At 68.0% G+C, this 26,250-nt stretch carries 27 protein-coding genes; 9 read left to right on the forward strand and 18 right to left on the reverse strand.

Annotated elements, in window-relative coordinates; translation table 11 throughout:
* The 11 genes from trpA to purM all read right to left on the reverse strand — a co-directional run.
* A partial coding sequence (trpA, locus tag KK7_RS0104770) for a tryptophan synthase subunit alpha (protein ID WP_010543498.1) occupies nucleotides 1–594 on the reverse strand: 594 nt, incomplete at its 3' end.
* Between the two features lie 238 nt (nucleotides 595–832).
* A complete protein-coding gene (trpB, locus tag KK7_RS0104775) occupies nucleotides 833–2,062 on the reverse strand; it encodes a tryptophan synthase subunit beta (protein ID WP_010543499.1) in 1,230 nt (409 codons plus the stop codon).
* Nucleotides 2,059–2,697 (reverse strand): phosphoribosylanthranilate isomerase, encoded by a 639-nt coding sequence (locus KK7_RS0104780; RefSeq protein ID WP_010543500.1) that lies wholly within the window; start codon nucleotides 2,695–2,697, stop codon nucleotides 2,059–2,061. Before KK7_RS0104780 ends, trpB begins: the two co-directional genes overlap by 4 nt.
* Before the next feature lie 16 nt (nucleotides 2,698–2,713).
* The gene (locus KK7_RS0104785; RefSeq protein WP_010543501.1) at nucleotides 2,714–3,220 is read right to left on the reverse strand and encodes a GNAT family N-acetyltransferase; all 507 of its coding nucleotides are present in this window, start codon (nucleotides 3,218–3,220) and stop codon (nucleotides 2,714–2,716) included.
* Nucleotides 3,221–3,390: 170 nt separating this feature from the next.
* On the reverse strand, nucleotides 3,391–4,065 hold the full coding sequence (gene pyrF / locus KK7_RS0104790) for an orotidine-5'-phosphate decarboxylase (protein ID WP_010543502.1): 675 nt from the start codon (nucleotides 4,063–4,065) through the stop codon (nucleotides 3,391–3,393).
* Complete coding sequence (locus KK7_RS0104795; protein ID WP_010543503.1) at nucleotides 4,062–4,385, reverse strand: LapA family protein; 324 nt, start codon at nucleotides 4,383–4,385, stop codon at nucleotides 4,062–4,064. Before KK7_RS0104795 ends, pyrF begins: the two co-directional genes overlap by 4 nt.
* Nucleotides 4,386–4,448: 63 nt before the next feature.
* The gene (locus KK7_RS0104800; protein ID WP_010543504.1) at nucleotides 4,449–6,725 is read right to left on the reverse strand and encodes a patatin-like protein; all 2,277 of its coding nucleotides are present in this window, start codon (nucleotides 6,723–6,725) and stop codon (nucleotides 4,449–4,451) included.
* Nucleotides 6,725–7,417: an endonuclease/exonuclease/phosphatase family protein gene (locus KK7_RS0104805; RefSeq protein WP_010543505.1), complete on the reverse strand. Its 693-nt coding sequence runs from the start codon at nucleotides 7,415–7,417 to the stop codon at nucleotides 6,725–6,727. The genes KK7_RS0104800 and KK7_RS0104805 overlap by 1 nt, the downstream gene beginning before the upstream one ends.
* A gap of 40 nt (nucleotides 7,418–7,457) precedes the next feature.
* Entirely contained in the window at nucleotides 7,458–7,655 is a 198-nt protein-coding gene (locus KK7_RS0104810) for a hypothetical protein (RefSeq protein WP_010543506.1), read from the reverse strand.
* Nucleotides 7,656–7,723: 68 nt separating this feature from the next.
* Nucleotides 7,724–8,320, reverse strand: a complete 597-nt coding sequence (gene purN, locus KK7_RS0104815) for a phosphoribosylglycinamide formyltransferase (RefSeq protein ID WP_010543507.1) — start codon at nucleotides 8,318–8,320, stop codon at nucleotides 7,724–7,726.
* Entirely contained in the window at nucleotides 8,313–9,419 is a 1,107-nt protein-coding gene (purM, locus tag KK7_RS0104820; RefSeq protein ID WP_010543508.1) for a phosphoribosylformylglycinamidine cyclo-ligase, read from the reverse strand. Before purM ends, purN begins: the two co-directional genes overlap by 8 nt.
* Before the next feature lie 64 nt (nucleotides 9,420–9,483).
* Between purM and KK7_RS0104825 the strand changes: the two genes are divergently transcribed.
* The 4 genes from KK7_RS0104825 to KK7_RS0104840 are packed head-to-tail and all read left to right on the forward strand — an operon-like array spanning nucleotide 9,484 to nucleotide 15,008.
* The gene (locus KK7_RS0104825; protein ID WP_010543509.1) at nucleotides 9,484–10,731 is read left to right on the forward strand and encodes a hypothetical protein; all 1,248 of its coding nucleotides are present in this window, start codon (nucleotides 9,484–9,486) and stop codon (nucleotides 10,729–10,731) included.
* Nucleotides 10,728–11,342, forward strand: coding sequence for a P-loop NTPase family protein (locus tag KK7_RS0104830; protein ID WP_010543510.1), 615 nt, complete (start codon nucleotides 10,728–10,730; stop codon nucleotides 11,340–11,342). The genes KK7_RS0104825 and KK7_RS0104830 overlap by 4 nt, the downstream gene beginning before the upstream one ends.
* Nucleotides 11,339–13,507: an RNA degradosome polyphosphate kinase gene (locus KK7_RS0104835; protein ID WP_010543511.1), complete on the forward strand. Its 2,169-nt coding sequence runs from the start codon at nucleotides 11,339–11,341 to the stop codon at nucleotides 13,505–13,507. Before KK7_RS0104830 ends, KK7_RS0104835 begins: the two co-directional genes overlap by 4 nt.
* 4 nt (nucleotides 13,508–13,511) lie before the next feature.
* Nucleotides 13,512–15,008 carry a Ppx/GppA phosphatase family protein gene (locus KK7_RS0104840; protein WP_010543512.1) on the forward strand — a complete coding sequence of 499 codons (1,497 nt, stop codon included), beginning with the start codon at nucleotides 13,512–13,514 and terminating at the stop codon, nucleotides 15,006–15,008.
* Nucleotides 15,009–15,143: 135 nt separating this feature from the next.
* Here the strand turns inward: KK7_RS0104840 and trmFO are convergent, their stop codons facing one another.
* Together trmFO and KK7_RS20095 are read right to left on the reverse strand one after the other, a co-directional pair.
* Nucleotides 15,144–16,460, reverse strand: a complete 1,317-nt coding sequence (gene trmFO, locus KK7_RS0104845; RefSeq protein WP_010543513.1) for a methylenetetrahydrofolate--tRNA-(uracil(54)-C(5))-methyltransferase (FADH(2)-oxidizing) TrmFO — start codon at nucleotides 16,458–16,460, stop codon at nucleotides 15,144–15,146.
* Between the two features lie 14 nt (nucleotides 16,461–16,474).
* Complete coding sequence (locus KK7_RS20095; protein ID WP_010543514.1) at nucleotides 16,475–17,515, reverse strand: SRPBCC family protein; 1,041 nt, start codon at nucleotides 17,513–17,515, stop codon at nucleotides 16,475–16,477.
* A 178-nt stretch (nucleotides 17,516–17,693) separates the two neighbouring features.
* On the opposite strand from KK7_RS20095, the gene KK7_RS0104855 reads away from it, so the two are divergent.
* Together KK7_RS0104855 and KK7_RS0104860 are read left to right on the forward strand one after the other, a co-directional pair.
* Entirely contained in the window at nucleotides 17,694–18,125 is a 432-nt protein-coding gene (locus KK7_RS0104855; protein WP_010543515.1) for a DUF488 domain-containing protein, read from the forward strand.
* 276 nt (nucleotides 18,126–18,401) lie between these two features.
* On the forward strand, nucleotides 18,402–18,914 hold the full coding sequence (locus KK7_RS0104860) for a PilZ domain-containing protein (protein ID WP_010543516.1): 513 nt from the start codon (nucleotides 18,402–18,404) through the stop codon (nucleotides 18,912–18,914).
* Nucleotides 18,915–18,932: 18 nt separating this feature from the next.
* Here the strand turns inward: KK7_RS0104860 and KK7_RS0104865 are convergent, their stop codons facing one another.
* Nucleotides 18,933–20,303: a class II 3-deoxy-7-phosphoheptulonate synthase gene (locus KK7_RS0104865; protein WP_193377995.1), complete on the reverse strand. Its 1,371-nt coding sequence runs from the start codon at nucleotides 20,301–20,303 to the stop codon at nucleotides 18,933–18,935.
* Between the two features lie 331 nt (nucleotides 20,304–20,634).
* Between KK7_RS0104865 and KK7_RS0104870 the strand changes: the two genes are divergently transcribed.
* From KK7_RS0104870 to KK7_RS0104880, 3 genes are read left to right on the forward strand one after another with little or no spacing between them, the layout of a single operon-like run.
* Entirely contained in the window at nucleotides 20,635–21,777 is a 1,143-nt protein-coding gene (locus tag KK7_RS0104870; protein ID WP_029622821.1) for an 8-amino-7-oxononanoate synthase, read from the forward strand.
* Nucleotides 21,774–22,400, forward strand: a complete 627-nt coding sequence (gene bioD, locus KK7_RS0104875; RefSeq protein ID WP_010543519.1) for a dethiobiotin synthase — start codon at nucleotides 21,774–21,776, stop codon at nucleotides 22,398–22,400. Before KK7_RS0104870 ends, bioD begins: the two co-directional genes overlap by 4 nt.
* Nucleotides 22,400–23,644, forward strand: coding sequence for an adenosylmethionine--8-amino-7-oxononanoate transaminase (locus tag KK7_RS0104880; protein ID WP_010543520.1), 1,245 nt, complete (start codon nucleotides 22,400–22,402; stop codon nucleotides 23,642–23,644). The genes bioD and KK7_RS0104880 overlap by 1 nt, the downstream gene beginning before the upstream one ends.
* Here the strand turns inward: KK7_RS0104880 and KK7_RS0104885 are convergent, their stop codons facing one another.
* The 4 genes from KK7_RS0104885 to KK7_RS20100 form a co-directional block, all read right to left on the reverse strand.
* Complete coding sequence (locus KK7_RS0104885) at nucleotides 23,645–24,076, reverse strand: TM2 domain-containing protein (protein ID WP_010543521.1); 432 nt, start codon at nucleotides 24,074–24,076, stop codon at nucleotides 23,645–23,647.
* 90 nt (nucleotides 24,077–24,166) lie between these two features.
* Nucleotides 24,167–25,609, reverse strand: coding sequence for a cysteine--tRNA ligase (cysS, locus tag KK7_RS0104890; RefSeq protein WP_010543522.1), 1,443 nt, complete (start codon nucleotides 25,607–25,609; stop codon nucleotides 24,167–24,169).
* 31 nt (nucleotides 25,610–25,640) lie between these two features.
* A complete protein-coding gene (locus KK7_RS0104895; RefSeq protein ID WP_010543523.1) occupies nucleotides 25,641–25,931 on the reverse strand; it encodes a hypothetical protein in 291 nt (96 codons plus the stop codon).
* Nucleotides 25,932–25,935: 4 nt separating this feature from the next.
* Nucleotides 25,936–26,172, reverse strand: coding sequence for a hypothetical protein (locus tag KK7_RS20100; protein ID WP_138983909.1), 237 nt, complete (start codon nucleotides 26,170–26,172; stop codon nucleotides 25,936–25,938).
* Nucleotides 26,173–26,250: the final 78 nt, after the last annotated feature.

Below are 26,250 nucleotides of genomic sequence, written 5' to 3' on the forward strand. Positions count from 1 at the left end.
CCCCCCCGCCGCCTCGATCGAGGCCGTGGCCGCCTGCTGCAGCCCGGTGATCCCGGCGACCGAGACGTAATAGAGGAAGCCCGAGGCGCCCTCCAGCACCGCCGGCAAGCGGGCGGCGTCGGTGGTCGGGGTGGCGAGGCGGACATTGCCGATCCCGGCGGCGCGGAGCGCTTCGCCCAGGCTGTCGTCTTCCTCGGCGGGGATGTCGACGCAGATCGCGCCGTCGACGCCGGCGTCGCGGGCGGCATTGGCGAACCATTCGGGCCCGCGCCGCGTCATCGGATTGGCATAGCCCATCAGCACCAATGGCACGTCCGGATGGCGGGCGCGGAACGCGGTGGCGATGGCGAGCACGTCGGCCGTGGTCGTGCCGGCGGCGAGGCTGCGCAGGTTCGCCGCCTGGATCGCCGGGCCGTCGGCCATCGGATCGGTGAACGGCATGCCGAGCTCGATCACGTCGGCGCCGCCCGCGACGAGCGCGTCGAGGATCGCGGCGGTGGCGCCGGGGGCCGGATCGCCGGCGGTGACGAAGGTCACCAGCGCGGCGCGGCCCTGGTCGGCGGCGCGGGCAAAGGCGTTGGCGAGGCGGCTCATCGTAACGTGACCATTTTTGTTTTGAACACCATGCCGCTCACGCCATACGCGATAGCGAAGCAAGAGGCGGTGAAAAGCGACTTCTCATAATCAACGCTGGCACCCGTGGTCACACACCAGAGCAATTGAAGCCCAACGGATACCGTGAAGACAACGCATGCCGATTGAAAGGCCTCAGTCGGATCGCGTCGTCGCCAGGCGGTTTGTACGGGAGCGATTTCCCCGCCTCCGCGGGCCATCACATCTGCACTCCCAGCGCGTCGGCGACGGTGAAGATGTCCTTGTCGCCGCGACCGCAGAGGTTGGCGAGGATCACCTTGTCGCGCGGCATGGTGCGGGCGACCTTGGCGACCGCCGCGATGGCATGGCTCGGCTCGAGCGCGGGGATGATGCCCTCGGTGCGGCAAAGCAGCTGGAACGCGTCGAGCGCCTCGGTGTCGGTCACCGCCGTATACTCGACGCGGCCGATGTCGCGCAGCCAGGCGTGCTCGGGGCCGATACCCGGATAGTCGAGACCTGCCGAGATCGAATGCGCCTCGGTGATCTGGCCGTCCTCGTCCTGCAGCAGATAGGTACGGTTGCCGTGGAGAATGCCCGGCGCGCCGCCGGCGAGGCTGGCGGCATGGCGCTTGTCCAGCCCTTCGCCCGCCGCCTCGACGCCGAGCATCTGCACCTCGGCATCGTCGAGGAACGGGTGGAACAGACCGATCGCGTTCGATCCGCCGCCGATCGCGGCGACCAGCAGGTCGGGCAGCTTGCCGGTGCGCTTGAGCATCTGCTCGCGCGCCTCGCGGCCGATTACCGACTGGAAGTCGCGGACCAGCTCCGGATAGGGGTGCGGGCCGGCGGCGGTGCCGATGATGTAGAAGGTGTCCTCCACATTGGCGACCCAGTCGCGCAGGCCCTCGTTCATCGCGTCCTTGAGCGTCGCGGCGCCCGAGGTCACCGGCACCACTTCGGCGCCGAGCAGCTTCATGCGGAACACATTAGGCTGCTGCCGCGCCACGTCGGTTGCGCCCATATAGATCACGCAAGGCAGGCCGAAGCGCGCGCAGACCGTGGCAGTGGCCACGCCGTGCTGGCCCGCGCCGGTCTCGGCGATGATCCGCGTCTTGCCCATGCGACGGGCGAGCAGGATCTGGCCGATGCAATTATTGATCTTGTGCGCACCGGTGTGGTTGAGCTCGTCGCGCTTGAACCAGATCTCGGCGCCCATGCCTTCGGGCGCATCGGCACGCAGCGCCTCGGTCAGCCGCTCGGCGTAATAGAGCGGGCTGGGGCGGCCGACATAATGTTCGAGCAGGTCGTCGAACTCGGCTTGGAAGGCCGGATCAGCCTTGGCGGCGGTATATTCGCGCTCCAGATCGAGAACCAGCGGCATCAGCGTCTCGGCGACGAAGCGTCCGCCGAACTGGCCGAAATGCCCGCGGTCGTCGGGCTGGGCGCGGAAGGAGTTTGGTGCGTTCATGATCGGGCCACGGCTTTAAGGAATGCGGCGATCTTGTCCACATCCTTGATGCCCGGCGCGGCCTCGATGCCCGAAGAGACATCCACCAGGCCCGCACCGGTGACACGGATCGCCTCGTTTACATTGTCCGCATCCAGCCCGCCGGAAAGCACCCAGGGCAGGGGATGGGCGAAACCGTCGAGCAGGGTCCAATCGAAGCGCAGTCCGGTGCCGCCGGGCACCTTGGCCCCCTCCGGCGCCTTGGCATCGTAGAGCAGCCGATCGACCGCGCCGCGAAAGCCGGCGGCGGGAACGAGATCGGCGCGAGTCTTCACGGCCAGCGCAGCCCAGGTTTCACGGCCGGTGCGGGCCTTCACGGCGGCGGCGCGCTCCGGGGTCACCTTGTGGAGCTGGATCACATCGAGCCGCCCGGCGGCAATGGCGGCATCGAGGAAGCCATCGTCGGGATCGACGAACACGCCGACGCGGAGGACATGCCCCGGCACGCGCGCGGCCAGACCTTGTGCCTTCTCGAAGCTCAAGTGGCGCGGGCTGGGCGGGAAGAAGACGAAGCCGATATGGCTGGCGCCGCCGGTGGTGGCGGCGTCGAGCGTCTCGGGCGTGGACAGGCCACAGATTTTCGCGGTTGCGGGCATCTTTGCCCTCTAGGCGCTAGACCAGCTTCTTGGCCAGCACCGTCATGAACAGCGGCGGATCGAGCGGAATGGGGAAATCGCGGCGCTCGCCGGTTTCGGCATAGCCGCGGCGCAGATAATATTCGATCAGCTTGCGACGTTCCTCGATCACCGTCATCTCGATGCGGGTGCAGCCGAACACGTCGCGGGCGTGCGCTTCCGCGGCGGCGATGAGCTGGCGGCCGAGCCCGCCTGCCTGGCGCAGCGGTTCGATGCAGAGCAGGCCCAGATAGGCGGTCCCGCCGCCGTGATTGGCGACGTTGACGCAGCCGATCGCCGAGCCCTCCTCCCAGGCACTCAGCAGTACCTGTGCGGGATCTTCTACGATTGCGGTGAGCGTCTCGATATTGGTGCGCGGGCCCTCGATCAGATCCGCCTCATGCGTCCAGCCCTGGCGCGCGGTTTCGCCGCGATAGGCGCGTTCGATCACGGGGTGGATCGCCGGAAGATCGGCAGGGGTGGCGGGGCGGATGAGGAGGGGCATGGCTTCCGATGCTTGGTCGCTTTCCCCCTCACCCTTCCGCCGCTTCGCGGCTCCCTCCCTCTCCCACAAGGGGAGAGGGAGCGGGGATCGAAACTCCCTCTCCCCTTGTGGGAGAGGGAAGGGGCCCATTGCGTCAGCGATGGGAAGGGTGAGGGGGACTTGGTTTCGCTTTACAACGTCGCCGCGATCGCCCGCGCGGCTGCGTCCGGATCGGCTGCCTGGGTAATCGGGCGGCCGATCACCAGGATCGACGCGCCGGCATCCACCGCGCTGCGCGGCGTCACCACACGCTTCTGGTCGCCGACATGCGCGTCGGCAGGCCGCACGCCGGGCACGACGAAGAAGCCGTCCTTCCATGCCGCATGCGCCGCTTTCACCTCGTCGCCCGAGCAGACGATGCCATCGACGCCGGCGGAGCGGGCGAGCTCGGCCAGCCGCATCACCTGCTCGTGCGGATCGGGCTTGAGGCCGATCGAGGTCATGTCGCTGCCGTCGAGGCTGGTCAGCATCGTCACCGCCACCACCTTGGTGCCCTCGGGTGCGGCGGCCTTGGCGTCTTCCAGCATCGCCCGGCCGCCGGCGGCATGGACGGTGAGGATCGCCGGGTTGAGCGGGCGAAGCGCCTGGATCGCCTTGGCGACGGTGTTGGGGATGTCGTGAAACTTGAGGTCCAGGAAAATCGGCAAGCCGATCTCGGCCATTTCGTGCACGCCGTGGCGGCCGTTCGCCATGAAGAATTCCAGACCCAGCTTGATGCCGCCGACATGGTGGCGGACCTTCTGGGCAAGCGCCTTGGCCTTTTCCAGCTCCGGCGTGTCGAGCGCCACGTAGATGCGACTGCTCATGCGCGCGGCTCCTCGATGGCGGGTGCCTGGACCACGGGATCGAAGCGGGGCGCCGGCGTGGCGGGGATCGCGCGCAGGTCGGCAAGCGCGCGCTCCAGCCCGGCGAAGCGCTGCCGCATCCGCCAGCGCAGCGTCTGATAGGCGATCAGCATCGGCAGGAAGCCGGCAAGGAACACGACGATCAGCAAGAGCGGCAGGCTGATGTCCGCGACGAGCCCGTTCCAGAGCTGGATGCTCACGCGCTGCTCGCCATTGTAGATCACGAACCCGGCGATAACGCCGCCGAGCAGGAGCCACAACAGCACCTTCAGAAACCGCATTCCGCTCCCTTCCTGGAAAACCTTCTGCGCCTTCTAGGCCTGAGCGGCCCCGCTTGCCAAGGCTCAGCCGATTTCGCCGCGCAACTCCCTGATCAGCCCCGGGATGGCGGTCAGCCGCGGTTCCTCCTCGTCCAGGATGGCGTGGAAGGCGCGGCGCTTCAGCGCGGCGACATGCTCGGCGGTAGGACGGGCATCGCCATCCAGGGTCGAGAGCACGATGTCGATCAGCCGGTCCGCGCCGTTGAGGCGGCCCCAGAGATAGTCGTTCTCGCGATAGGCGCGGCTGAAGAAGGCGCCGAAATTGTTGAACTGCTGGCCCTTCAGCATCGCTGCCACGCCGCCGGTGCGGATCGCCTTGGCATCCTCGGGAGAGATACGATCGACCCGGATCGGATCGAACTCGTCGACGCCCTCGCCCTGGAGGAGCGGCAGCGTTGCGATGTCGAAGAACGGGAAGCCGAGATAGGCCAGCAGCATCGGTCGCCGGAGCTCCTTCGACAGCGCGCTGAAGCCGGCGGAGAGCACCTCGTCGGTCTGGCGATCGAGCAGCCGGAGCTTCATCCGCTCGGCCAGCGTGTCGAGGGTGGCGCCAGCGTCCCCGGTCAGCTGATCCTGGAGGTCGACAAAGGTGTCCGAGCGCTTGAGCTCCAGATAGGCGGCCAGCGCGCCGTAGATCGCGTCGCGCATCGGCCGCATCGCGCCGCGCGGGGCGGATTGTTCGAGTTCGGCTAGTCGCCGAGCGAGTAGACGGAGCCGGCGGATTCGGAAGCCGAGATCATGGCCGCGCAGGAAATCCAGCGCTTCGGGCGAGGCGCCGCCCGGTAGCGTGGCCCCGAACCGGTCCGCACCCCGGGCCCGGACCGTTTCGCGCAACCGGCGGGCGAGGCTGCGCAGCTTCTGCCCATCCTGGGCTCCGCCCAGCGCCTGCAGCAGGCCGGCGGTGCGATCGATCGCACCGTCCACCTTGAGCAGTGCATAGGCGGTATGCCCATAGCCAGCCTTCGCGGCGGCCGCGACCTGGGCGCGCTTGCGCCAGGCGGCGAGTCGTTTGGGTGTCGGGTAATCGAGCCAGAGCGTGTAGCCGAACAGCGATTCGACCTGCGCCTCCACCTCGGCGCGGATCTCGGCAACGATGGCGAGCATCCGCTCGATCCGGTCCGATCGCGCGGCGATGGCTTCCAGATTGTCGCGAATCGGCTGCTTGCGCGGCAGTTCGGACAGCGCGCCGATAATCGTCGAGAAGAAGCCGGGACGTTCCTGGCGCGGCCCGTAGAAGTCGAACCGCATGTCCGGCGTGGGATCGAGAAACACGAAGCGGCGATCGACCTGGCGACGGGCAGGGCGCTCGCGCAGCGCTGCCATCGCCGGTCCGAAGGGGGCGTTCGCCAGCACCGAGCCGTCGATCAGCACCGCCTTCTCCGCGCGGTTCTCGGCCCATTGCTCGGGCAGTGCGCGCTGGAGGAAGGCGTCGCGGCCTGCCCAGCGCTCGCCCCGGTCGGCGAGGACCTTGTCGATCTCCTCGACCATCAGCGGCGGGAAGGCGCCGGGAAAGCTGGAGGTGGCTCGCGCGGCGAAGGCGAGGGCGGCCGCATCGGCAATCCCCCGTCCGCGACCATGATCGCTGAAACCGAAGACGAGGCGATGCTCGGTCTCCACAACCTCGGGCGGTGAATTGAGCCGCAGCGTTTCGGCGTGGCCACGAAAATCGGTCGCCGTGACGAACAGATCGAGCGGCTGGCCGTCGGGCAACAGGCGGCGCTCGGCCGGGCCCTTGGCCATCGCATCGAAGGCGTCGAGCAAGGTGTTCAGCAACTGTTCCCCACCGAACGGCGGCTCGAACCAGCGTGAGCGGACGAAGCGTTCCAGCTTCTCCCGCACCTCGCCCCGGGCACCCGCCTCGACCGTCTCGTCGATGGTGTGCGAGCGGTTCGCCATGGCCCAAGCGAGCGGCGTCGCCCAGATCTTGGCGAAGCGGTGCGACGGCGCCTGGCTCGGGGCCAGCAACGCCTCGACATCGGCATGGTCGAGCCACATCGCGGTCAGCGGATCGAGCGACTGGCCGGTCGCGATCGCCTGGGCGAGGAACACCGCGTTGATGCCGCCCGCGCTGGCGCCGGAAAGGATGTCGACCAGCACGCGGAGGTGGAGACCGCTGCGGTCGCGGATCTCCTCGATCAGGTCGTGGTAGACGCTCTGGAGCGGCGTCCCCTCTCGCTCCGCACAGCTTGCCCGGGCGAGGTGCCAGACCTCCTTGGTGATGCCGTGCATGTAGACCGCAAGGCTGATCCCGCCATAGCAGACCAGCGCGAGTCGTAGTTCCTTTTCCTGGTTCTCGTGCATCAGCGGTGTTGCACCTCCGCCCAGACGGGAAGGTGATCGGAGGCCGTCCGGGCGGCGAGGCTGTGGTGCGTGCCGGCATTGCCGATGGCGAGATCGGGCGACGCCATGATCCGGTCGAGTCGCGCCATCGGGCGACGCGCGTGGAAGCTCTTACCGGTAGCGGCGAAGGCGAAGTGCTGGCCGAAATCGCGCAGGCAGCCGCGCTCGGCGCTCCATTCGTTGAGATCGCCCATCAGCACCGTCGGCATCGGCGGCAGGGTGGTGAGATGCGCGAGGATGGCATGCGCCTGGCGACGGCGCCAAAGGCCGGACAGGTCGAGATGCATGCCGACGACGCGTAGAGGGCGCCCGTTCACGCGGAGGTCCGCCAGTACCGCGCCGCGGGGCTCCAGCGTCGGCAGATGGAGCGCCGCGCAACCGAGGATTTCGGCATCCTTGCGTACCAGCAGCGCATTGCCATGCCAGCCCATCGATCGTGCCCGCATCCCGAAATGCACCGGCTTCCACGGACTGTGTTCGGCGAGCAGGCTTTGGGTGAGCACGGCCTCGCGCGTGCCGAAGCGGCGATCAGCCTCCTGCAAGGCGATCACGTCGGCGCCCAGCTCGAGCAGCACCTCGAGCGTCCTCTCCGGCCGGCGTCGTCGGTCGGTGCCGATCGACTTCCGCATGTTGTAGCTGGCGACCTTGATCATCCGCGCCTCTTATCGGCGCTGGCAGTATCGTTGCACAAGCCTAATAACCCGTTTCCCCACGCGCACGCTGCATGCCGGCGGTCTCGGCCGCGGCAAGCAGGCTGCGGCCGGTGGCCTCGGCGGCTTCGGGGGTCATCGCGACGGCCACACCGTTGGGACCGTCGAGCAGCACAAGGCCGAGTTCGGCGGTGGCGATGCCGCCCTCTTCCTCCGGCGTAAGCGCCGTGCCCCTTGGCATGATCCTCGTGTCCCCTGTCATTCCATGAAGGGGGAGAACGCCGGATCAGACGCAAATATCCGTCTGTGTCAGTCGCGCAGCCAATCGGCCAGCGTTCTGGCGTAGAGCTTGTGTTCCTCGGCGAGCACGCGGGCGGCGAGCGTGTCGGCCGTGTCGCCCGACAGGATCGGCACGCGCGCCTGACCCAGAACGTCGCCGCCGTCCAGCTCCTCGGTGACGATATGGACCGACGCGCCGGCCTCGGTATCGCCGGCCGCGATGGCACGGGCGTGCGTATCCAGCCCCTTGTACTTGGGGAGTAGCGAGGGGTGGATGTTCACGATCCGCCCGCGCCATCGCGCAACGAAATCGTCCGACAGCAGCCGCATGTACCCGGCAAGCGCGATCGCCTCGACGCCGGCATCGCGCAGCGCCGCGTCGATCTTCGCCTCATACTCGGCCTTTGGCATGCCCTTGGGGCTCTGCGCGAAGGTCGGCACGCCGCGTTCGGCTGCCCAGGCTAGCCCGGGCGCTTCCGGCTTGTCGCTGGCGACGAGGGCCACCGTATAGGGGCAGTCCGGCGCGGCAGCGGCTTCAACCAGCGAGGCCATGTTGGAGCCGCGACCAGAAATCAGGATGCCGATCTTCTTCCGAGGGCTGGAGACGCCGGCAGACGTCTCACCCATGGTGGGTGGCGCTCCACGGCGCGCGGGCGCTCCAGGTCTCGTCGCCGCCGACTACGGTACAACCGCGCTCGCCCGCTTCGATCGTGCCGATGGTGAACACCGTTTCGCCCGCCGCGGTCAGCGCTGCCGTCACCGCCTCGGCCTGATCGGCGGCGACGACCGCGACCATGCCGATGCCGCAGTTGAAGGTGCGCGCCATTTCCTCCGGCTCGATATTCCCCTGCGCCTGCAGGAACGCCATCAATCGCGGCAACGGCCAGGCCTCGGCGTCGATCCGGGCATGGGTCCCTTCCGGCAGCACGCGAGGTACATTCTCCAGCAGGCCGCCGCCGGTGATGTGGGCGAGGCCGTGGATCGTGCCCTTGCGGAGTTCGGGCAGCAGGCTGGCGACATAGATCCGCGTCGGCGCCATCAGCGTGTCGATCAGCAGCCGCTCCTGGTCGAACAGTGCCGGACGATCGAGCTTCCAGCCCTTGTCCGCCGCGAGTCGCCGCACCAGCGAGAAGCCGTTCGAGTGCACGCCCGTAGAGGCGAGGCCGAGCAGCACGTCGCCGGGGGCGATCTTCTTGCCGTCGAGCAGCCGGTCGCGCTCGACCGCGCCGACGCAGAAGCCGGCAAGGTCGTAATCGCCGTCGGCATACATGCCCGGCATCTCGGCGGTTTCGCCGCCGATCAGCGCGCAGCCCGCCTGGCGGCAGCCCTCGGCGATGGACGCAATCACCCGCTCGGCGACCGCGTTGTCGAGCTTGCCGCTCGCATAATAATCGAGGAAAAACAGCGGCTCGGCGCCCTGCACGATCAGATCGTTGGCGCACATCGCGACGAGGTCGATGCCGACGCCGTCATGATGGTTGTGCTCGATCGCCAGCTTCAGCTTGGTGCCGACGCCGTCGTTCGCGGCGACCAGCAGCGGATCGGTGAAGCCCGCCGCCTTCAGGTCGAAGATGCCGCCGAAGCCGCCCAGATCGGCGTCCGCGCCCGCGCGCCGGGTGGAACGGGCAAGCGGGCCGATCGCGCGCACCAGCGCGTTGCCCGCCGCAATAGAAACGCCCGCCTGGGCATAGGTATAAGGGCCATGGCCCGCCTTGGTCTCGCTCATGGCAAAGCGCCCTAGCCACAACGCGCTTGGATTTCCACGCCCGGTTCGCCAAAAGGGCGCCCGCATGCAATTTCGCCGTCCCAAAACCGTCCTTGGCGCCGTTTCGGCGCTCGCGCTCGCCGGTGCGGGCATCATGGCGGCACGCGGGCAAGGGGGGGCGCCGGCCGCGCCCGCCGGCGTCGCGAACAGCTTCGAAGTGAGCGGCGTGAAGGTCGACGTATCCGGCAAGACCGCCGACATCGCCCGCCAGGGCGGCTGGCGGATCGCGCAGCGCAAGGGCTGGTCGATGCTGTCGCAACAACTCACCGGCAAGCCGGGATCGCTGTCCGACTCGACGCTGGACGCGATCGTCACCGGCATCGTCGTAGAGCGCGAGCAGATCGGGCCCAGCCGCTACATCGCAAGCCTGGGTGTACAGTTCGATCGCGCCAAGGCAGGGTCGATCCTGGGCGTGTCGATCGCTGTTACCCATTCGCCGCCGATGCTGCTGGTGCCGCTGCAATATTCGGGTGGCGTGGGCCAGGTGTTCGAGCGAGACACCGCATGGGCGCGCGCCTGGAACCGGCTGCGCGCGGCGGGGAGCACGATTGACTATGTCCGCCTGCGCGGCACCGGCGCGGATCGACTGCTGGTCAATAGCGGCCAGACGCTCCGCCATGGCCGCAACTGGTGGCGAACGATCCTCGACCAATATGGCGCGGTCGACATGCTGGTGCCCGAAGTGCAGCTGCGCCGCGACTATCCCGGCGGGCCGATCGTCGGCATCTTCTCGGCGACGCACGGGCCGGACAAGCTGCCGATCACCAGCTTCGCGCTGCGCATCGAGAATGGCGATGCGATCGACGCGCTGTTCGACACCGCCGTCGCGCGGATCGACAAGGCCTATCAGGCCGCGCTGACCGACGGCCGGCTGCATACCGATGCCGTGCTCGCCGCCCGCCCGCCGGTTGCCCAGCCGGCGGCGCCCACGCCGGAGGAGACGCCGTTGCCGACGCCGTTGCCGAGCGTCGAGGCCAGTGGCGCCGCCGCCACCGCCACCGCGTCGCTGTCGGTGCAGGTGGAGACTCCGAACGCCGCCGCGGTCACCGCTTCCGAAGCCGCGGTTCGCGGCGTGCCGGGGGTGCGCAGCGCAACGACGACCAGCCTTGCACTGGGCGGCATCTCCGTGATGCGAGTCGCCTATGACGGAACGCAGGCCGCCTTGCGTGCTGCGCTCGAGTCGCGCGGGTGGAGCGTGCAGGAAGGGCCCGGCGTGCTCCGTATCCGACGTGGCGCCGCACCGCAGGCATCGCCGTCGCCCAAAGCCCAATGAGCCAGCTCCGCCTGCCGCTGGGCCTGCCCGAGGCGAGCGAGACGGACTTTCTGGTCAGCGACTCGAATGCCCGCGCCGTCCACCAGCTCGAACATTGGGCCACCTGGCCGGTAATGGCCGCGCTGTTGATCGGCCCGCGCAAGTCCGGCCGCAGTCTGCTCGCGCGCGTGTTCGCCGCGAAGACGGGCGCCGCGATCATCGACGATGCCGAGCGCGCCGACGAGGCGGACATCTTCCACGCCTGGAACCGCGCCCAGGGCGAGCGTCGCCCGCTGCTGATCGTCGCCGATGCCGCCCCGCCCGTGTGGGAGGTTGCGCTGCCCGACCTCCGCTCGCGCCTCGCCGCCTCGCCGCTGCTCGAGATCGGCCCGCCCGACGATGCGCTGATCCCGCCGCTGCTCGAACGTGCCTTCACGCGCCACCTGCTGCACGCGACGCCGGCCGTGATCGCCTGGATCGCCAAACGGATCGAACGCAGTCATCTCGCCATCCTGCGCGTTGCGGACGTGCTGGAAATGGAGACCGACGGCCGTTTGTCGATCCCGGTGGTGAAGTCTACACTGGAGGCTGCAAGCCTTTTGACGCATTCCGACGATAGCGAGAGCGAATGACCGAATCCGCTGCCCCCGCGACCATCGCCCCCGCCGATCCCACCGAAGCGCGCTACTTCAACCGCGAACTCTCCTGGCTGGCCTTCAACCGCCGCGTGATGGAGGAGGCCTGCAACCCCGCCCATCCGCTGCTCGAGCGGCTGCGCTTCCTCTCGATCTCGGGCAGCAATTTCGACGAATTCTTCATGGTCCGCGTGGCGGGCCTGATGGGCCAGCAGCTCCAGAATATCGACACCCGTTCGGCCGACGGCCTCACCCCGGCCCAGCAGCTGGAGGCGATTTCGGCTGAAGCGGCGACGCTTGCCGACGAGCAGCAGGCCGTATGGGTCGATATTCGCGCCGAACTGGCGCTCGCCAACATCTTCGTGCTCGAAGCCGATGCGATCGAGGGGGAGACCGAGGAATGGCTCGCCAACCATTTCCGCGAGCAGATCTTCCCGATCCTCACCCCGCAGGCGCTCGATCCCGCGCATCCGTTTCCGTTCATCCCCAACCAGGGATCGAGCGTGATCTTCAACCTCGTCCGCAAGTCCGACAGCGAGCCGATCCAGGAACTGGTGATGCTGCCGACGACGCTGAAGCGCTTCGTCCGGCTGCCCGGCAGCCCGGCCCGCTACGTGGCGATCGAGACGCTCATCAAGCATTTCTGGCACCTGCTTTTCCACGGCTACGAGATGCTGGGGGCGGCCACCTTCCGGGTGCTGCGCGACAGCGACATCGAGATCGAGGAAGAGGCCGAGGATCTGGTGCTCACCTTCCGCTCGGCGATCAAGCGGCGGCGGCGCGGCCGGGTGATCCGTCTCGAGATGGAGGAGGGCATCGCCCCCGATCTCGAGGCGGTGCTCAAGGAGGAGCTGGGCGGCAGCGATGCGCTGCTCACCGAGACCGGCGGTTTCCTCGGCGTCGGCGACCTGTCGATGCTGGTCGACGAGGACCGTCCGGACCTCAAGTTCACGCCCTTCTCGGCGCGCTTCCCGGAGCGGATCCGCGAATATGGCGGCGACTGTTTCGCGGCGATCCGTGCCAAGGACATCATCGTCCACCATCCGTACGAGACGTTCGACGTGGTGCTGAGCTTCCTCCAGCAGGCGGCCGCGGACCCGGACGTGGTGGCGATCAAGCAGACGCTCTACCGCGCCGGCAAGCAGCCCGCCGTCATCAACGCGCTGATTGCAGCGGCGGAAGCGGGCAAGTCGGTCACCGCGGTAGTCGAGCTCAAGGCGCGCTTCGACGAGGAGCAGAACCTCTACTGGGCGACCGCGCTGGAGCGCGCCGGCGTGCAGGTCGTCTATGGTTTCATCGACTGGAAGACGCACGCCAAGGTGTCCATGGTCGTCCGGCGCGAGGGCGATCGTTATCGCACCTACTGCCATTTCGGCACGGGCAACTACCACCCGATCACCGCGCGGATCTACACCGATCTCAGCTTCTTCACCGCCGATCCGCGGATGGGGCGCGATGCGGCGCAGATCTTCAACTACGTGACCGGCTATGTCGAACCGCAGCAGCTGGAGCTGCTGGGCATCTCCCCGCGCAACCTGCGCCAGCGGCTCACGGACCTGATCGAGGAGGAGATCGCCCATGCCCGCGCCGGCCGGCCGGGTACGATCTGGGCGAAGATGAATTCGCTGGTCGACCCCGCGACCATCGAGAAGCTCTACCAGGCTAGTGCCGCAGGCGTGCAGATCGAGCTGATCATTCGCGGTATCTGCTGCCTGCGCCCCGGCGTCGCCGGGATGAGCGAGAACATTCGGGTCAAGTCGATCGTCGGGCGCTTTCTGGAACACAGCCGCATCTGGGTATTCGGCAACGGAAAGGCGCTGCCGAACGACGGCGCCAAGATCTACATTTCCTCGGCCGACTGGATGCAGCGCAACTTCGATCGCCGCGTCGAGTTCATGTTGCCGATCCTGAACAAGACCGTGCACGATCAGGTGCTCGATCAGGTGATGGTGGCCAACCTGCTCGACAATGAACAGAGCTGGCTGCTCGCGCCCGATGGGCATTATGACCGGATCACTCCGGGCGAAGACGGGGAATTCAACCTGCACCGCTATTTCATGACCAATCCCTCGCTCTCCGGTCGCGGCGCAGCCGTGGAGGCGCGCAAGCCGGTGCCGAAGCTATCGCCGCGGAAGCGCCGTCTCGCCGCGAAGAGCGCCTGAGCGCGTGGCCACGGCCCTGTTCCGCAAGCCGCGTCTCGTTTCCGAAGGCGACCGGCCGCGCACGGCGATCATCGACATCGGCTCCAACTCGATCCGCCTGGTCGTCTATGAAGGCCCGGCGCGGCTGCCGGCGATCCTGTTCAACGAGAAGGTGATGGCAGGGCTGGGCAAGGGGCTTGCCGAAAACGGCGCGATCCATGCGGGCGGCCTTGCCAGCGCCCGGGCGGCGCTTGGTCGCTTCGCCTTGCTTGCCCGCGAGATGCAGGTGAGCGAGCTGCGTACCGTCGCCACCGCGGCGGTGCGCGATGCCTCGAACGGCGGCGAGCTGATGGCAATGGCCGAGGGGCTCGGCCTCACGGTGGAGCTGCTGTCCGGCGTGGAGGAAGCCACGGCCGCCGGGTTCGGTGTGCTTTCCGGAATCCCCGAGGCCGACGGTGTGGTCGGCGATCTCGGCGGCGGCAGCCTGGAGCTGGTGCGGGTCGTGGCGGGCACGGTGACGGACCGGGTTTCCTTCCCGCTCGGCGTGCTGCGCCTCGGCGCGATCCGGGCGCGCGGCAAGGGCGTGCTGGAGCGCGAGGTCACTCGCATGATCGAGGCGGCGGGCTGGAAGGGACGGGGGAAGGGACTTCCCTTCTACATGGTCGGCGGATCGTGGCGTTCGCTGGCCAAGCTCGACATGCACCTGACCAGCTATCCGCTGCCGATCGTCCACCATTATCCGCTGGCGATCCCGCGGGTGGAGGAACTCGGCCGCCGCGTCGAAGGCGCGACCAAGGCCGATCTCAAGACGGTGCCCGATCTGTCGAGCGCCCGCATCCCGTCGCTGGCCGATGCCGCCGCGCTGCTGGTGGCGGTAACCAGGCAACTGGGCAGCAGCGGGACGATCGTGTCTGCCTATGGACTGCGGGAAGGCCTGCTCTTCCAGCGCCTGTCGACCGAGGAGCGGCTGCAGGATCCGTTGATCGTCGCCGCGCGCGAGGAGGGCCAACGCTCAGGCCGGTTTCCCGAACATGGTGACCTGCTCGACGCCTGGCTTGCCCCGCTGTTTCGCGACGGGCCGGATTGGGCGCGGTTGCGGCATGCGGCCTGCCTGCTCGCCGATGTGGGCTGGCGGGCGAACCCGGAGTTCCGCGCCGAGCGCGGGCTGGAGATCGCGCTTCATGGCAATTGGGTGGGCATCGATGCGGCCGGCCGGGCCATCGTGGCCCAGGCGCTCTACACGTCGCTGGGTGGCGCGACCGACAGTCCGGCACCGCTGGAGCGACTCGCCTCCCCCGAAGGGCTGGCCGAGGCCAAGCGCTGGGGGCTGGCGATGCGGCTCGGCCAGCGGCTGAGCGGCGGCGTGGCGCGGCCGCTCAAGCGGTCGCGGCTGCGGCTGGAGGGACCGTCACTGGTGCTCAGCCTCGCGGACGGCGACGAGCCACTTTACGGAGAGGCGGTGGAGAAGCGCCACCGCGCGCTGGCGCTGGCGATGGCAAAGGAGCCGGTGCTGGAGACGTGAACCTGCGCTTTAAGCTGTCATCCCGGCGAAAGCCGGGATCCATTGGCCTGACGCTTCCGGCTCCATCTGGAACGTAGAGGCTTCTGGATCCCGACGTTCGTCGGGATGACGGCTGAGAAGATGTGCCGCCCCCCCTCAGGCCGCCAGCCAGTCCTTCAATGCCGCTCGCGCACGATCGGTATACATGCGCTTGCGATCCGCCTTCTTCGTCCGTCCCTCGATCGGCGGGAACAGCCCGAAATTGACGTTCATCGGCTGATAGGTTTCGATCTCCGCCTCGCCCGTGATGTGCGAGAGCAGCGCGCCGAGCGCGGTCTCGCGCGGCGGCGGGGGCAGGTCGGTGCCGGCGATCTCGGCCGCGGCGAAGCGCCCCGCCAGCATGCCGATCGCGGCGCTTTCCACATAGCCTTCGCAGCCGGTGATCTGCCCGGCGAAGCGGATGTTGGGGGCGCTCTTCAGCCGCAGCGTGCCGTCGAGCAGCTCGGGCGAGCGCAGGAAGGTGTTGCGGTGCAGGCCGCCCAGCCGCGCGAACTCGGCATTCTCAAGGCCCGGGATGGTGCGGAACAGCCGCACCTGCTCGGCATATTTGAGCTTGGTCTGGAAGCCGACCATGTTCCACAGCGTGCCGCTGGCATTGTCCTGCCGCAGCTGCACCACCGCATAGGGCCAGCGCCCGGTGCGCGGATCGTCGAGGCCGACGCCCTTCATCGGGCCGTAGCGCAGCGTGTCCACGCCGCGCTCCGCCATCACCTCGACCGGCATGCAGCCTTCGAAATAGGGCACGTTCTCCCACTCGCGGAACTCGGTCTTTTCGCCGGCCATCAGGCCCGCGTGAAATTCCAGATACTGCTCCTTCGACATCGGGCAGTTGATGTAATCCTTGCCCGACCCCTTGTTCCACCGGCTCTGAAACCAGGCGGTTTCCATGTCGATCGAGTCGCGGTGCACGATCGGCGCGATCGCGTCGAAAAAGGCCAGGCTGTCCTTGCCGGTCGCGCGGCCGATGCTCTCGGCCAGCACCGGCGCGGTCAGTGGTCCGGTGGCGACGATGGTGCGGCCTTCGGCGGGCAGCGTGTCGATGCGCTCGCGGACGATGGTGATGTTCGGGTGCTGCTCCAGCGCTGCGGTCACGCCGTCGGCAAAGCCGTCGCGGTCCACCGCCAGCGCCGATCCGGCGGGCACCTTGTGGATGTCGCCCTGGGTGAGGATCAGCGAGCCGAGCGCGCGCATCTCCTGGTGGAGCAGGCCGACCGCGTTGCTGTCGGCATCATCCGAGCGGAAGCTGTTCGAGCATACGAGTTCTGCCAGCCGGTCGCTCTGGTGCGCCGGGGTCATCTCGCCCGAGCCGCGCATTTCGGAGAGGCGGACCTTGTGCCCCGCCTGGGCAAGCTGCCACGCCGCTTCCGAACCGGCGAGGCCGCCGCCGATGATGTGGATGTCGTAGCCGGACATGGATGCTCTTCACTTCATGAAACAGGGGGAGGGGACATAGACGCACGCGCTGGCGGTGCAAGCCCCTGGGCCTTCTCCGCACGGGCGGCGATCACGGCGAGCACGTTGTTCGACACGTCGCCGATGAACAGCTCGCCCCATAGCCGCGCATACCAGTTGACCGGGGTGCGCACCAGATAGCGGGTGGTCAGGGTCAGCCGGGTATGCCCTTTGCTCAGGGGCTGGAGCGTGTAGCCGCCCTCGCTGATCCGATAGGCGGGGCCGTCGGGCAGCAGGTGGCGGTCTTGCAGGCCCCAACGGGCAAGGTCCTTGCCCGCGAAGTGAAACCGCCACCAGATCCGCCTTGCGGGCTGCCAGCCGGTGATGACTTCCTGGAAGTTGAGCCGCTGCTGCCAGCGCACCTCCCGGATCGCGCCCACGCCGGTGCCGATCAGCCGCGCGCTTTCGGGCCGGGGCAGACGGATCAGGCTTTGCGATACATTCCAGCGCCCCTCGCCCGGTGCGATCTCGCCGACCCCTTGTGCGAGCGGCCAGATCGTGGCCGGGTCGGCCGCGACGACCACCGAGCGGGTGACCGCGAGTTGCTCGGTCGGCACCGGCAGTAGCGGCTCGATCTGCATCGCCAGCACCGGCACGATCAGCAGCGCACTCGATCGCATCAGCCCCTCGCCGTCGGAAGGCGGGGTGGCGAAGAAGCGATGGGCGAGCGCGCCGCCTGCCGCGCCGGAGAGGAGCCAGATCGGTGCAAGCATGACGATGCAGATCGTCCCTTCGCGCAGGAACAGGATCGAAGCGACGATGACCGCGCCGAGCAGTCGGGTGGGCACCTGCCAGGTGTAGAAGTGCCGGGGCCGCTCGCCAGAGGGATCCGAGACGGTGGCGATGAAGGCAGTGACCAGGGCCGGCAACAGGATCAGGAAGCTGATGCTGATCAACCCGTCGGGCCTGGCATAGTCGATCAGGAGATAGGCACCGAGGCAGAAGGCGAGTCCGGCAGCGAATGCCCAGGCGATCCGGAGCGCGGGTGACCGGCGGGGTTGCTCGCTATCGCGCATGTCGAAATCTCCTGTCTGCACGGTGCTGCGGCCGTTTCGCCACATCTTCCGTGCAATTCTGTATAGACAGAAATATCGAAACATAGAAAAAGGGTCAAGGGATCGGGGAGCTTTTGGCCATGCGATGCGCTAGGGTGTCGTCCGGCCCGCCGCGCGGCTTGGGATCGGAGGCTGGCAGATGCGGATCTTTACCATCGGCTATGAGGGCGCGACCATGGCGGAGTTCCTCGCGGCGCTCACCCGCGCCGGGGTCGAGCGGGTCATCGACGTTCGTGCGCTGCCGAATTCCCGGCGGCCGGGCTTTTCCAAGAACATGCTGGCGGCCAGCCTGGCCGAGGCCGGCATCGATTATGTCCATCTGAAGCAGCTGGGCACCCCCAAGCGGGGACGCGATGCGGCCAAGCGAGGCGATGTGGCGACGCTGCGTGAGGTGTACGAGGTGCAGCTGGCGCTCCCCGAAGCCCAGGCCCAGGCGGCGGCCATGCGCGTCCTTGCGGCGGAAAAGCCCAGCGCATTGCTCTGCTACGAGCGGGATCCCTGCCACTGCCACCGGACCCTGCTGCTCGCGGCAAAAGGCGCGGATGCGACGGTGATCGATCTGTTCGCCTGAACGCCGATAAAAAGGCCGGGGCAGCCTTGGGAGGCTGCCCCGTTTAGTTCGGGGAGAGTCGACGCGAGGGGGAACAAACGCGTCGACACCGGACGATCTGCACGCGCCATGTTGCAGCGGCATGTCGCCGCGTTGCGATCGGATGCGAATTTGTCGCCGAATGTCGTTTCGCGCAGAAAAGAAGGGGCGGCGACCGCCCGAAAACGCCCGATATTTACTACCTGGCAACTCCCTTTGGTGCAGAGCCGGAGCGAGAGTATCTCAGTGGAGCGCATCATGGGCATTGCGGCACGGCTGTATCAGGACGCCCGCTGGGCGGAACGGCACCCAGTGGAGCTGGAAGCGACGCTGCGCGACTCGGATTGGTCGCCCGTCGATGTCACGATCGAGGATCTGTCGCATGGCGGGTTCCGCGTCGTTGCGGGCGCAAGTCTCTCGGTAGGGGATATGATCGCGCTCGGCATCGCCGGCATCGGGACGCGCGAGGCCAAGGTGGTCTGGGGCACGGCCGGCATCTATGGCTGCGAATTCGCTGCCGCGCTCAGCAACGAGGAACTGCGCACGGCGGTGTCCGGGCCGGTCGCGACCCCGATCATCTTCCCGAAGACGCCGCTGCCGACACCGCCCCAGTCTCCCCCGGTCGTCGAGGGCTGGACCGCGCCGGCGGACGAGAAATTCTCCATGCGCACGCGACTGGCGATCATCACCGGCAGCGCGGTGATCGCCTGGATGCTGGTGTTCGGCCTTGGCTGGGGCCTGTGGGCGCTGGCGGGCGCGCTGCTCCGCTGAGCAACGCGCCGCCCGGCGTCAGGCGGCGGCCTTGCGGCGCTCCGCCATTTCGTCGTTGAGCATTTCGGCGAGCAGGAACGCCAGCTCCAGGCTCTGACCCGCGTTGAGGCGCGGATCGCAATGCGTGTGGTAGCGATCGGCCAGGCCCTGTTCGGTGATCGCGATCGCGCCGCCGGTGCACTCGGTCACGTTCTGCCCGGTCATTTCGGCATGGATGCCGCCGGCGAAGGTACCCTCGGCGCGGTGGACGGCGAAGAAGCCGCGCACCTCGGCGAGGATCCGGTCGAACGGCCGCGTCTTGTAGCCGTTCGCCGCCTTGACGACGTTGCCGTGCATCGGATCGCAGCTCCACACCACCGGATGGCCCTCGCGCTTCACCGCGCGGACCAGCTTGGGCAGGCCCGCCTCGATCTTGTCATGCCCGTAGCGGGTAATCAGCGTCATCCGCCCCGGCACCCGGCCGGGATTGAGCGTGTCGAGCAGCCGCAGCAGCGCATCGGGCTCCAGGCTCGGCCCGCACTTCATCCCGATCGGGTTGCCGATGCCGCGGAGGAACTCGACATGCGCCGAGCCCTCGAAGCGGGTGCGGTCGCCGATCCACAGGAAGTGGGCCGAGGTATCGTACCAGTCGCCGGTCAGGCTGTCCTGCCGGGTCAGCGCCTGCTCATAGGGGAGCAGCAGCGCTTCGTGGCTGGTGTAGAAATCGGTGCCCTTCAGCTGCGGCACGGTATCGGGGTTGATCCCGCACGCCTCCATGAAGTCGAGCGCCTCGCCGATCCGGTCCGCGACATCGGCGAACTTGGCCGACCAAGGGCTCTTGCCCATGAAGTCGAGCGTCCATTTGTGGACCTGGTGCAGGTTCGCATAGCCGCCATTTGCAAAGGCGCGCAGCAGATTGAGCGTCGCTGCCGACTGGCTGTAGCCCTGCACCATCCGCTGCGGATCGGGGATCCGCGCTTCGGGCGTGAAGGCGATGTCGTTAACATTGTCGCCGCGGTAGCTGGGCAGCTCGACGCCGTCGATCACCTCGGTATCGGCCGAGCGCGGCTTGGCGAACTGGCCGGCCATGCGGCCGAGCTTCACCGTCGGCAGCTTGGAGGCGAAGGTGAGGACGACCGCCATCTGCAGGATCACGCGGAAGGTGTCGCGGATGTTGTTCGGGTGGAACTCGGCGAAGCTTTCGGCGCAGTCGCCGCCCTGCAGCAGGAAGGCCTCGCCGCGCGACACCTTGGCCAGCTCGGCCGTCAGCCCGCGCGCCTCGCCGGCAAAGACCAGCGGGGGATAGCTGCTCAGTTGCCGGGTGGCGGCGTCGAGCGCCCCCTTGTCCGGATATTGCGGCATCTGGCGCGCTTCTGCCTGCGTCCAGCTATCGGGGGTCCAGCTTGCCATTGCACTCTCCACGTCGCGGACGGCGACGTGCCAGTCCGCATGCTCGGCGATTCCCATCGCCGCAATCTGGTTCATCACCTTGGTATTGGCGCGTTTGCCGTCCGTCTCCCAGCCCTGCACGGTCGAGCCCGGCGTGTCGAACCAGGCACCGAAGGCGGCGCGGGTGAGCGTGCGCTCCTCGCGATAGTGGCGGATTTTGGAACCGGCTAACGTCGTCATGCCGTCCCCTTACCCGGCTGGGGTAAATGGATGCAAGCGCTTTCTTACCCTGCCGGGGTAACGCATCGGTTCGATTGCCTGCGGCGGTCGGCAGGTGTAGCGGGCGCTGGCGATGCATTATTTCGACGCACAGGCGCGCGATCTGGCCGAGTTGGCGGCGCGTGGGAGGGGACGGCGATTGATCGGGCGCGAAGGCGCCGATTTCGCCTCGAACGACTATCTCGGCCTCGCCGACTCGCCGGCGTTGCGCGAGGCCGTGGCGGCGGCGCTGGCGCGGGGCGTGCCGATCGGATCGGGTGGATCGCGGCTGCTGCGCGGCAACCAGACCGAGCACGAGGCGCTGGAGGCCGACGCCGCCGCGTTCTTCGGACGCGAGTCGGCGCTCTATTTCTCCAGCGGCTATGCAGCCAATGCCGCGCTGCTCGGTACCCTGCCGCAGCGCGGCGACCTGGTGCTGTTCGACGAACTCGTCCACGCCAGCGCCCATGAGGGGATGCGGCTTGGTCGGGCGGAAACGCGGCAGACGGCGCATAACGATGTCGCCGCCTTCGCCGCAGCGATCGCGGACTGGCGCCGCGCGGGCGGGTCGGGGCGCGTGTGGATTACGGTGGAGAGCCTCTACAGCATGGACGGCGATCTCGCGCCGCTGGCCGAGCTGTCGGCGCTGGCCGGTGCGGAGGACGCGATTCTGATCGTCGACGAGGCCCATGCGACCGGCGTCTACGGCCCGCAGGGACAGGGGCTCGCCTATGGCCTGCCGCGGGACAATCTCATCACGCTGCACACCTGCGGCAAGGCGCTGGGCTGCGAGGGTGCGCTGGTCGCCGGGCCCAAGGTCGTCCGCGACTTCCTCGTCAATCGCGGCCGGGCGTTCATCTTCTCGACCGCGCCGTCGCCGCTGATGGCGGCAGCCGTGCGCGCCGCGCTGCGGATCGTGGGAGAAGGCGATGCATTGCGTACGGCCCTGTTCGATCGCGTTCGCGCGGCACGCGCGGCGCTGGGGCCGTTCGGCGTTCTTGATGGCCCCAGCCAGGTGCTACCGCTGATCCTGGGCGACGACGTCCGCACCATGACCGTGGCCGGCCTGCTGCAGGAAAGCGGCTTCGACGTGCGCGGCATCCGGCCGCCGACGGTCCCTGCGGGCACCTCGCGCCTGCGCATCTCGATCACCAACAATGTCACGCTGGCCGATATCGCCGCTCTGGCGGATCGGCTGGCCACCCTGATTTCCGCAACCGAAACGGCCGCAGCATGACCCAGACCTTCATCGTTACCGGCACCGACACCGGTATCGGCAAGACCGTATTCGCCGCCGCCCTCGCCGGCGCACTCGGCGCGCACTATTGGAAGCCGATCCAGAGCGGGCTTGAAGACGGCAGCGACAGCGAATCGATCGCGGCGCTGTCCGGCCTGCCGGGCGCAAACATCCTTCCCGAGGCCTATCGCCTCGTCACCCCCTGCTCGCCGCACCGCGCGGCCGAGATCGACGGCGTGACGATCGATCCCGCTCGGCTTGCCCTTCCGCAGGTGGACGGCCCGCTGGTGGTGGAAGGCGCCGGCGGCGCGCTGGTGCCGGTGACCCGCGAGATCCTCTATGCCGACATGTTCGCGCGCTGGGGCAAGCCGGTGGTGCTGGTGGCACGCACCGCGCTCGGTACGATCAACCACAGCCTGCTCTCGATCGAAGCGCTGCGGGCGCGCGGCGTGCCGATCCACGGCATCGCCTTTGTCGGCGACCCTGTCGAGGACAGCGAGGCCACCATCGCGGCGATCGGCAAGGTCAAGCGTCTCGGGCGCCTCCCGATGCTGCCCGAACGCACGCCTGCGGCGCTGGCTGCTGCCTTTGCCGCGGCGTTTGACCTGGCGGACTTTGCCTGATGTCGTCGGTCTGGCATCCCTTCACCCAGCACGGGCTGGGCGAGCCGATCCCGATGGTCAGCCATGCCAAGGACGCTGTGATCCACACCGCCGACGGCCGCAGCTTCATCGATGCGATTTCCTCCTGGTGGGTGACGACGCACGGCCATTGCAACCCGCGCATCATGGCGGCGATCGCTGCCCAGGCGGCCAAGCTCGACCAGATCATCTTCGCGGGCTGGACCCACGAACCGGCCGAGACGCTTGCTGCCGGATTGCGCACCATGCTGCCCGACGCGCTTGAACATGTCTTCTTCAGCGACAGCGGCTCCACCGCGGTGGAAGTCGCGCTGAAGATGGCGCTCGGCTACTGGCACAATCGTGGGGAGGAGGATCGCAACCGCATCCTCGTCCTGGAGCACAGCTATCACGGCGACACGATCGGCGGCATGTCGGTCGGCGCGCGCGGGGTGTTCAACCGGCCCTATCAGCCGCTGCTGTTCGACGTCGGCACCATTCCATATCCCGCGACCGGTGCCGAGCAGGCGACGCTGGATGCGCTGGAAGCCGAGTGCCGCGCCGGTGCCGCGGCCTTCATCGTCGAGCCGTTGGTGCTGGGGGCGGGGGGCATGCTCTTCTACACCCCCGCGCTCCTCGCCGAAATGGCGGCAATCTGCGCGCGCTACGACGTTCTTTTCATCGCCGACGAGGTCATGACCGGCTGGGGCCGCACCGGCACGCTCACTGCCTGCGAACAGGCGGGCGTGGTGCCGGATATCCTGTGCCTGTCCAAGGGCATTACCGGCGGCGCGATCCCGCTGGCGGTGACGTTGGCGACTGCGCCGATCTTCCAGGCGCACTGGTCCGAGGACCGGGCGCGGATGTTCTTCCACTCGTCCAGCTACACCGCCAACCCGATCGCCTGTGCCGCAGCGGTCGAGAACCTCGCCATCTGGCGGGAGGAGCCGGTGCTGGAGCGGATCGCGCAACTCGGCAACTGGCAGCAGGCGGCGCTGGACGGGCTGGCGGATGTGCCGGGCCTCGCCAATTTCCGTCGCATGGGCACGATCGCCGCGCTGGAGATCGAGCAACCGGAGAATGGCTATCTCTCCGCGATCGCCCCGCGCCTGATGGCGTTCGCGCGCGAGAACGGCGTGCTGCTGCGTCCGCTCGGCAACACGGTGTACGTGATGCCGCCCTACAGCATCACGCGCGAGCAGCTCGACAAGGTGTGGGGGCTGGTACCGGCGTTCCTCGGCCGCTGATCAGCGGCGCGGGTAGCGCTGGGCGAACTCGGCGTCGCTCATCAGCAGGTAGCGGATCGCGTCGACGAACGCCCAGACGCCGGTAACCAGCGCACCGACGATGGTGCAGGTGAGCACCAGCATCACCACGCCCGAGCCGGTACGGCCGAGATAGAACCGGTGGATGCCCAGCGTGCCCAGGAACAGCGCGAGCACGGCAGCAACGATCTTGTTGCGCGGCTCGCCCGCGGGCACCGGCAGTTCCGCGCCGTCGAGCAGGCGGAAGATGCGGCGGGCGCGCTTGCCGTCGATGTCGAAATCGACCTTGGCGCCGACGGCGGGGTGGCGGCTGTCGCTCCAGTCTTCCCGGGTGAAGACATAGCGGCTGCCGTCCTCGCCCGAAATCTGGCCTTCGCCGCTGCTCCGATCGACACCCAGAACCTGCCCGCGCATGCCATCCCCCGAATAACGTCGCGTTTTGTGGCGGAGGTTCGGCGTCTGAGGCAAGCAAATTCCTCCCCCGTGCGGGGCGGGCTCCTCAGCCTACAGCGCCGGCTTCCAGTCCCAGCCGAGCGGATCGCCGTCCATCACCTCGATCCCGGCCGCGACAAGATCGTCGCGGATCCGATCGGAGCGCTGGAAGTCCTTCACCACGCGCGCTTCCTTCCGCTCGACCAGCAGATCGGAAATCGCCTCCGGCGTGATCGTCGCGCCTTTGGGGCGAATGCGCAGCTCCTCACGGGTAAGTTCGGAGAGGCGCAGCCCCAGCACCTTGTCGAACTCGACGAGCGCCGCCAGCCGATCGGCCGGGGCGGTGCGCTTGTCGGCGAGCAGCTCGTCCAGCACCGGCAGCGCCCTGGGCGTGTTGAGGTCGTCCGACACCGCCGCGTCTAGCCGTTCCAGCCACACCGCCGGCGCAGTACCTTCGCCCTCGGCCCGGGCCTTGAGCGCCGTGACCGCCATCACCAGCCGCTTCAGCCGGGTGAGCGCCGCCGCCAAGTTCTCGGCCGAGAATTCCAGCTCGCTGCGATACTGGGCCTGCAGGCACAGCAGGCGATAGGCGAGGGGGTGCACGCCCGCGTCGATCAGCGACTGGAGCGTGGTGAACCCGCCCTTGGACTTGGACATCTTTCCCTGGCGATCCACCAGGAAGTTGTTGTGCATCCAGAACTTCGCACCGGTATCGCCGCAGCCGCAATAGGCCTGGTTCTGCGCGATCTCGTTCGGGTGGTGGATCTCGCGGTGGTCGATGCCGCCGGTGTGGATGTCGAACGGGGCGCCGAGATACTGGATGCTCATCACCGAGCATTCGAGGTGCCAGCCGGGAGCACCTTTCCCCCAGGGCGAATCCCATTCCATCTGGCGCTGCTCGCCCGGCGGCGACTTGCGCCAGATCGCGAAATCCTGCGGATGGCGCTTCCCGTCGACCGGGTCGATCCGGCCTTCCGCCGCGTCATCGGCGGCGCCGGCGAGGCGGCCATAATCGGGCACGGTCGACACGTCGAAATACAGGCCCGACTCGAGCTCGTAGCAATGCTCGGGCGCGATCTTCTCGGCGAAGGCGATCATCTGCTGGATGTGATCGGTCGCCACCGACCATTTGCTCGGCTCGGTGATGTTGAGGTCGGCGATGTTCTGCTTGAACGCGGCGGTATAATGCGCGGCGATATCCCAGATGCTCATCGCCTGGGCGCGCGCGGCCGCTTCCATCTTGTCGTCGCCGGCATCGGCGTCCGATGTCAGATGGCCGACATCGGTGATGTTGATGATGTGGGTGAGGGAAAAGCCCTTCCAGCGCAGCACCCGGCTCAGCGTGTCGGTGAACACATAGGCGCGCAGATTGCCGAGATGGGCATAGTTGTAGACCGTCGGCCCGCACGAATAGACGCGCACGCCCTTTTCTGGATCGAGCGGCTGGAACGGCTCGAGCGAACGGGTAAGTGAATTGTAGAGCGTCAGGGGCGAGTTCGGCATGCGCTCGCGCATAGCGAACAAAACGTCCGGCACAAACCCGGCTTCAATCGGCGAGGGCGGGGATCTCTGCGATCGCGGCGTTGACCATCGCGCTCCAGATGCGGGCGGGATCGTCCCCGGCGGCGCGCCCCGCCTCGATCATCCGTGCGGTCGGCTCGCGCAGCGTCCGCAGGATGGCGAAGGCGCGGTCGGTCTCGCGCGGCCAGATCGTGTCGACGATCTCGCTCACCGGGCGGCTGAGGTCGCCCGCACCTTCGGCATTGGGGCTGAGCATTTCGGCGGCGATCACGCGGGCGATTCGCTCGATGGGCGAGGTGGAGGCGATGCTGGTCATCGGCTCAGGCCGCGAGCGGGTGGCGGGCGGGGCGGTTGCGGAGCGCGCTGCCGCCCCCGGCACCATGATGAAGCGGCAATGCGGTGCTGCAAAAGGCGCATTCCGCCGTCATCCGCCCGACGATCCAATGCGACTGGCCGCAACCGGGGCAGACGTTGCTCTCGTGCGGACGATAGGCGAGGCGGTAGCCGGTAAGGGCGCGACGAATGCCGAAATCGTACATCTGGGCCATTCCCTCCATTCGCCTCCACGAACGTTTCTCAGGTGTCATGGTTCCCGCGCGAGCGCGGCCGATACGGCGCCGCATCGAGCCTGAACG

The sequence above is a fragment of the Sphingomonas elodea ATCC 31461 genome (assembly GCF_000226955.1).
GTDB lineage: Bacteria > Pseudomonadota > Alphaproteobacteria > Sphingomonadales > Sphingomonadaceae > Sphingomonas > Sphingomonas elodea.

What these genes read in the sequence shown, in the direction of transcription:
- purM (WP_010543508.1), bottom strand. Translation starts at nt 9,419, where the DNA reads ATGAGCGAGACCAAGGCGGGCCATGGCCCTTATACCTATGCCCAGGCG.
- KK7_RS0104895 (WP_010543523.1), bottom strand. Translation starts at nt 25,931, where the DNA reads ATGACCAGCATCGCCTCCACCTCGCCCATCGAGCGAATCGCCCGCGTG.
- KK7_RS0104795 (WP_010543503.1), bottom strand. Translation starts at nt 4,385, where the DNA reads ATGCGGTTTCTGAAGGTGCTGTTGTGGCTCCTGCTCGGCGGCGTTATC.
- KK7_RS0104835 (WP_010543511.1), top strand. Translation starts at nt 11,339, where the DNA reads ATGACCGAATCCGCTGCCCCCGCGACCATCGCCCCCGCCGATCCCACC.
- trmFO (WP_010543513.1), bottom strand. Translation starts at nt 16,460, where the DNA reads ATGTCCGGCTACGACATCCACATCATCGGCGGCGGCCTCGCCGGTTCG.
- trpB (WP_010543499.1), bottom strand. Translation starts at nt 2,062, where the DNA reads ATGAACGCACCAAACTCCTTCCGCGCCCAGCCCGACGACCGCGGGCAT.
- KK7_RS20100 (WP_138983909.1), bottom strand. Translation starts at nt 26,172, where the DNA reads ATGGAGGGAATGGCCCAGATGTACGATTTCGGCATTCGTCGCGCCCTT.
- KK7_RS0104825 (WP_010543509.1), top strand. Translation starts at nt 9,484, where the DNA reads ATGCAATTTCGCCGTCCCAAAACCGTCCTTGGCGCCGTTTCGGCGCTC.
- KK7_RS0104780 (WP_010543500.1), bottom strand. Translation starts at nt 2,697, where the DNA reads ATGCCCGCAACCGCGAAAATCTGTGGCCTGTCCACGCCCGAGACGCTC.
- KK7_RS0104810 (WP_010543506.1), bottom strand. Translation starts at nt 7,655, where the DNA reads ATGCCAAGGGGCACGGCGCTTACGCCGGAGGAAGAGGGCGGCATCGCC.
- KK7_RS0104830 (WP_010543510.1), top strand. Translation starts at nt 10,728, where the DNA reads ATGAGCCAGCTCCGCCTGCCGCTGGGCCTGCCCGAGGCGAGCGAGACG.
- pyrF (WP_010543502.1), bottom strand. Translation starts at nt 4,065, where the DNA reads ATGAGCAGTCGCATCTACGTGGCGCTCGACACGCCGGAGCTGGAAAAG.
- KK7_RS0104885 (WP_010543521.1), bottom strand. Translation starts at nt 24,076, where the DNA reads ATGCGCGGGCAGGTTCTGGGTGTCGATCGGAGCAGCGGCGAAGGCCAG.
- KK7_RS0104870 (WP_029622821.1), top strand. Translation starts at nt 20,635, where the DNA reads ATGCATTATTTCGACGCACAGGCGCGCGATCTGGCCGAGTTGGCGGCG.
- KK7_RS0104800 (WP_010543504.1), bottom strand. Translation starts at nt 6,725, where the DNA reads ATGCACGAGAACCAGGAAAAGGAACTACGACTCGCGCTGGTCTGCTAT.
- KK7_RS0104805 (WP_010543505.1), bottom strand. Translation starts at nt 7,417, where the DNA reads ATGATCAAGGTCGCCAGCTACAACATGCGGAAGTCGATCGGCACCGAC.
- bioD (WP_010543519.1), top strand. Translation starts at nt 21,774, where the DNA reads ATGACCCAGACCTTCATCGTTACCGGCACCGACACCGGTATCGGCAAG.
- cysS (WP_010543522.1), bottom strand. Translation starts at nt 25,609, where the DNA reads ATGCGCGAGCGCATGCCGAACTCGCCCCTGACGCTCTACAATTCACTT.
- KK7_RS0104785 (WP_010543501.1), bottom strand. Translation starts at nt 3,220, where the DNA reads ATGCCCCTCCTCATCCGCCCCGCCACCCCTGCCGATCTTCCGGCGATC.
- purN (WP_010543507.1), bottom strand. Translation starts at nt 8,320, where the DNA reads ATGGGTGAGACGTCTGCCGGCGTCTCCAGCCCTCGGAAGAAGATCGGC.
- KK7_RS0104860 (WP_010543516.1), top strand. Translation starts at nt 18,402, where the DNA reads ATGGGCATTGCGGCACGGCTGTATCAGGACGCCCGCTGGGCGGAACGG.
- KK7_RS0104880 (WP_010543520.1), top strand. Translation starts at nt 22,400, where the DNA reads ATGTCGTCGGTCTGGCATCCCTTCACCCAGCACGGGCTGGGCGAGCCG.
- KK7_RS20095 (WP_010543514.1), bottom strand. Translation starts at nt 17,515, where the DNA reads ATGCGCGATAGCGAGCAACCCCGCCGGTCACCCGCGCTCCGGATCGCC.
- KK7_RS0104855 (WP_010543515.1), top strand. Translation starts at nt 17,694, where the DNA reads ATGCGGATCTTTACCATCGGCTATGAGGGCGCGACCATGGCGGAGTTC.
- KK7_RS0104865 (WP_193377995.1), bottom strand. Translation starts at nt 20,303, where the DNA reads ATGGCAAGCTGGACCCCCGATAGCTGGACGCAGGCAGAAGCGCGCCAG.